At 49.0% G+C, this 3,339-nt stretch carries 1 protein-coding gene; it reads left to right on the top strand.

What is annotated here, in order from left to right:
* Nucleotides 1–47: 47 nt before the first annotated feature.
* Nucleotides 48–3,227 (top strand): hypothetical protein, encoded by a 3,180-nt coding sequence (locus ACYC56_RS13550; RefSeq protein ID WP_461374705.1) that lies wholly within the window; start codon nt 48–50, stop codon nt 3,225–3,227.
* Nucleotides 3,228–3,339 lie beyond the last annotated feature (112 nt).

Genomic DNA, 3,339 nt, shown 5'->3' on the forward strand with positions numbered 1-3,339 from the left:
TGGTCGCCGGTGCGGATTCTTGCCCAAAAAATGTTTCAGGTTAAAGCATGGCTAAACGTCCCATAGTCCTTTGCCTTGCTCTGTGCCTGATGGCGGGTATCCTTTTTACCTGGCCCATGGCCTCTTCTTTTTTTTCTTCCATTCCCTATACCCTGAAGCCGATACCGGGATATGAGCGTGTTCCTTTGATCCCCGGTGATCACTTGCAGGCCTATTATTGGTACTGGCTTCTGTCGGATAATCTGTTCGGGGGTTCTACCTTTTTGTCAAACCCTTATGAATTCAACGGGCCGGCAGGACCGATGAGCACGGTTTCTGCCTTTTTCCCTTTTTCCCTTCTTTATATCATTTTATTACCATTAGGGCCGATCGGGGCTTATAATGGATTGATTCTTCTTTCTTTTGTGCTTTGCGGACTGTCTATGTTTCTTCTGGCCCGGACCTGGACCAATGACCCTTGGTCCTCCTTGCTGGCCGGGCTCATTTTTGCCGTTTTTCCCTACCGAATCAGTCACATTGCCGGGGGCCAGCTTACCGGCCATGTGATTTTTTTCCTGCCCCTTTGTCTCTTCTTTGTAGAAAAGACACTGACTACCGGACGTTGGGTTTATGGGGGGGCGGCGGGATTATGCCTGGTTTTGTTGTCCCGCATGGACCCCCATACGAGTTATTTAACGGCCTTGACCCTCGGGGTTTACCTGCCGAGCCGCCTCCTGTTGAACCGCCCTTTCCCTTTGATCCAGGGAAGGGAATCCACTTCTCTTTGGCCCGGATTCATAGGGACCTTGGCCGGTGGATTATCGATTTCTTTTTTCCTTTGGATAAGATATGGGCTGAATGCCGGTCTTCCTTTTTGGCACACTAACCTGATCCAGGCCTTCATTCTTGGAACCTTATTGGTCTTTTTCGCCTGGTTTTATCTTTCCGCACTGCTTTCAAGATGGACCACTCTCTCTTTTGCCGAGACTCGTCTTCGGGTGGGGAAAATATTTTTATTATTCCTGCCCTTGTGGTTTTATGTTCTAAAATATCGAATTCATATCCCCTATCTGGGCTTGATCTTGACCGGATTTTCGCTGAGCCTTTTTTTTATCGCTCTGATTGCTGTTTGGAAAAAACACCGGGATCGGCTCTTGATGTTTGATTGGCCCAAGACCTTGATTCTTGTCATAAGCGTAGGATTGGGGTTGGCGATAGCCTCGGCTTATTTGATGCATGTCCGGACAACGGTTTTCTTACCTTCTCTGGCCGGCAAGGGAAGGACTATCGGCGAGGTCCTTCTTTTTTCTCCGAGAGCCGGCAACTTATTTTTCTGGCAGGACATCAATCAGGAACGATTCGTCTTGTTGGGTTGGGGTCTGGTCCTTTTGGCCGTTTTCGGTTTGATTCCCCTTTTTAAACAACAACCTAAACGACCGGGGCAATTGGCCCTGGCCGGAATTCTGGCCTTTTTGGGCCTCATTTTGACCCTCGGGCCGACGTTGACTTCCTTCCCTCTTTATTCCATCCTTTATAGGTATGTTCCCTTTTTCAATTACTCCCGGGTGCCGGGCCGTTTTGTGATGGTGGGGATGGTTTTCTTCTGCTTGCTGGCCGGAATGGCCCTGTCTTCCATCCGGGAAAGCCTGGCCTCCAGAGGATGGAATCGCTTAAGGAAATGGCTTCCTCTTTTCATTATTCTTTTAGTATTGGCTGAATTTCATACTTGGCAACCCTTAGGGATTTCTATGATGGGTAAAGACAATCGGATCTACAAGGAGATTCAAAATCGTCTGCCAAAGGGGGGAAATGTTTTGGAGCTCCCCATTTGGCCGGGGGATTCCCACCAGTCTTCTGCCTATGAATACACGGTTACCCGAACCCGCAAACCGATGATAAACGGCTATGCCCCCGTAGTGTTCCGGGAATATATCCGGCATATTTTCTGGCCTCTTTTTCCTTTGGATTTTGGGGAGCTGAAATCACCCCAGGCCGCGGAACTGAAAAATCTCAAGGTGGATTTGATTACCTTTCATGATAATTCTATGGTCTATCCGGAAAAAATAAGTCCCTTTCCCCCAAGACTGGCCTTGAAGCGGTTGATAACTTCTCCGTTCTTAAGGCTGGTTGACCATGATCAGGATGTATCCCTTTTCAAATTCAACTCAGATTTTCTGGGGGCTCCTTCGGATTATAAAAATCTCCCCACCCTCCCTTTAGCAAAGGGTTGGGTAAAAAATCCCCCTATGACAAAGGAGGAAGGAGGGGGATTTAGAGAGGTGTCCACCATTTCTTCCCCGGTTTCAGCCATTTTTTATGCTCATCAACTTTCCCGGGAAACCGGAAGTGTTGAAATGGATCCCTTGGCCTCCGGGTATTACCTGCTTATGGATGAAAAGGCTTTGCTTCAAGGGAAACTGGTACCTCTCCCCGGGAAAAGGGGGAATGTGTTCTTGGCCTCCCCCGGCCAGGATCAGTCCGGATACTTGGCTATCGGTCCTAGCCGGTTTTTCCCTTCCGGGAAATACAAGGCCCGATTTCGCATCAAGGCCGGGGCTGCCGATCCTTGGCAGGAAGTGGGGCGGATTGAAATAACTAAAGACCGCAAGACCGTTATTAAACAAAGGCTCATTCGGGGCCGGGATATAAATGGAACTGCGGGCTGGACGGATATCCCTTTGGAATTTGAAAATACCCAGTTGGGAGAGATAGGGTTTAGGGTCTATTATTCCGGGAAAGTCCCCTTAAAGTTCAACACTGCCGCCATCGGTTTTGCCGATCAAAATACAGGACCGGGATCAGTTGAAGCCGAAGACTTGTTTCGGCAGACCGGCACTGTTATCCTCGATCCCCTGGCCTCGGGCAAAGAGGCCGTATTCGGTCAGGCTGGATATCATCCTCCGATCTATCTTAGTTACGGACCGTATCGGACCTTTCCTCCGGGACGGTTCCAGGCCGTCTTTTTTCTTCGATTAAAAGACCTTCCTTCCATTTCTAAAGAAACCGACGTGGTTCTCATTGAGGTGGCCACCGATATGGGAAAGAGGATATTCAGCCAACGAAAGGTCAAGGTTCGGGACCTAATAACCGATCAGTATGAGCCGATCCGGTTGGATGTAAAAGTCCCTTTTCCATGTGAACTCGGTTATCGGGTGAAATTTTTAAGCAAGGTGGATGTGTTGCTTGATCGCATGGAAGTGGTAGATGCCCAAAAAGGAATGAGGGGTGACACCATTGAAAGACGATGAATTCAAAACCATAGTCCGAAGGTATGCCGGAGAGTCTCTGCTTCCCTGGGAAGAACATTATCTGGACTACCATGCTGCCCGTTACCTGGACACCCTGAAAATCCTGGGCCCG

The organism is Candidatus Aquicultor sp., assembly GCF_054640775.1.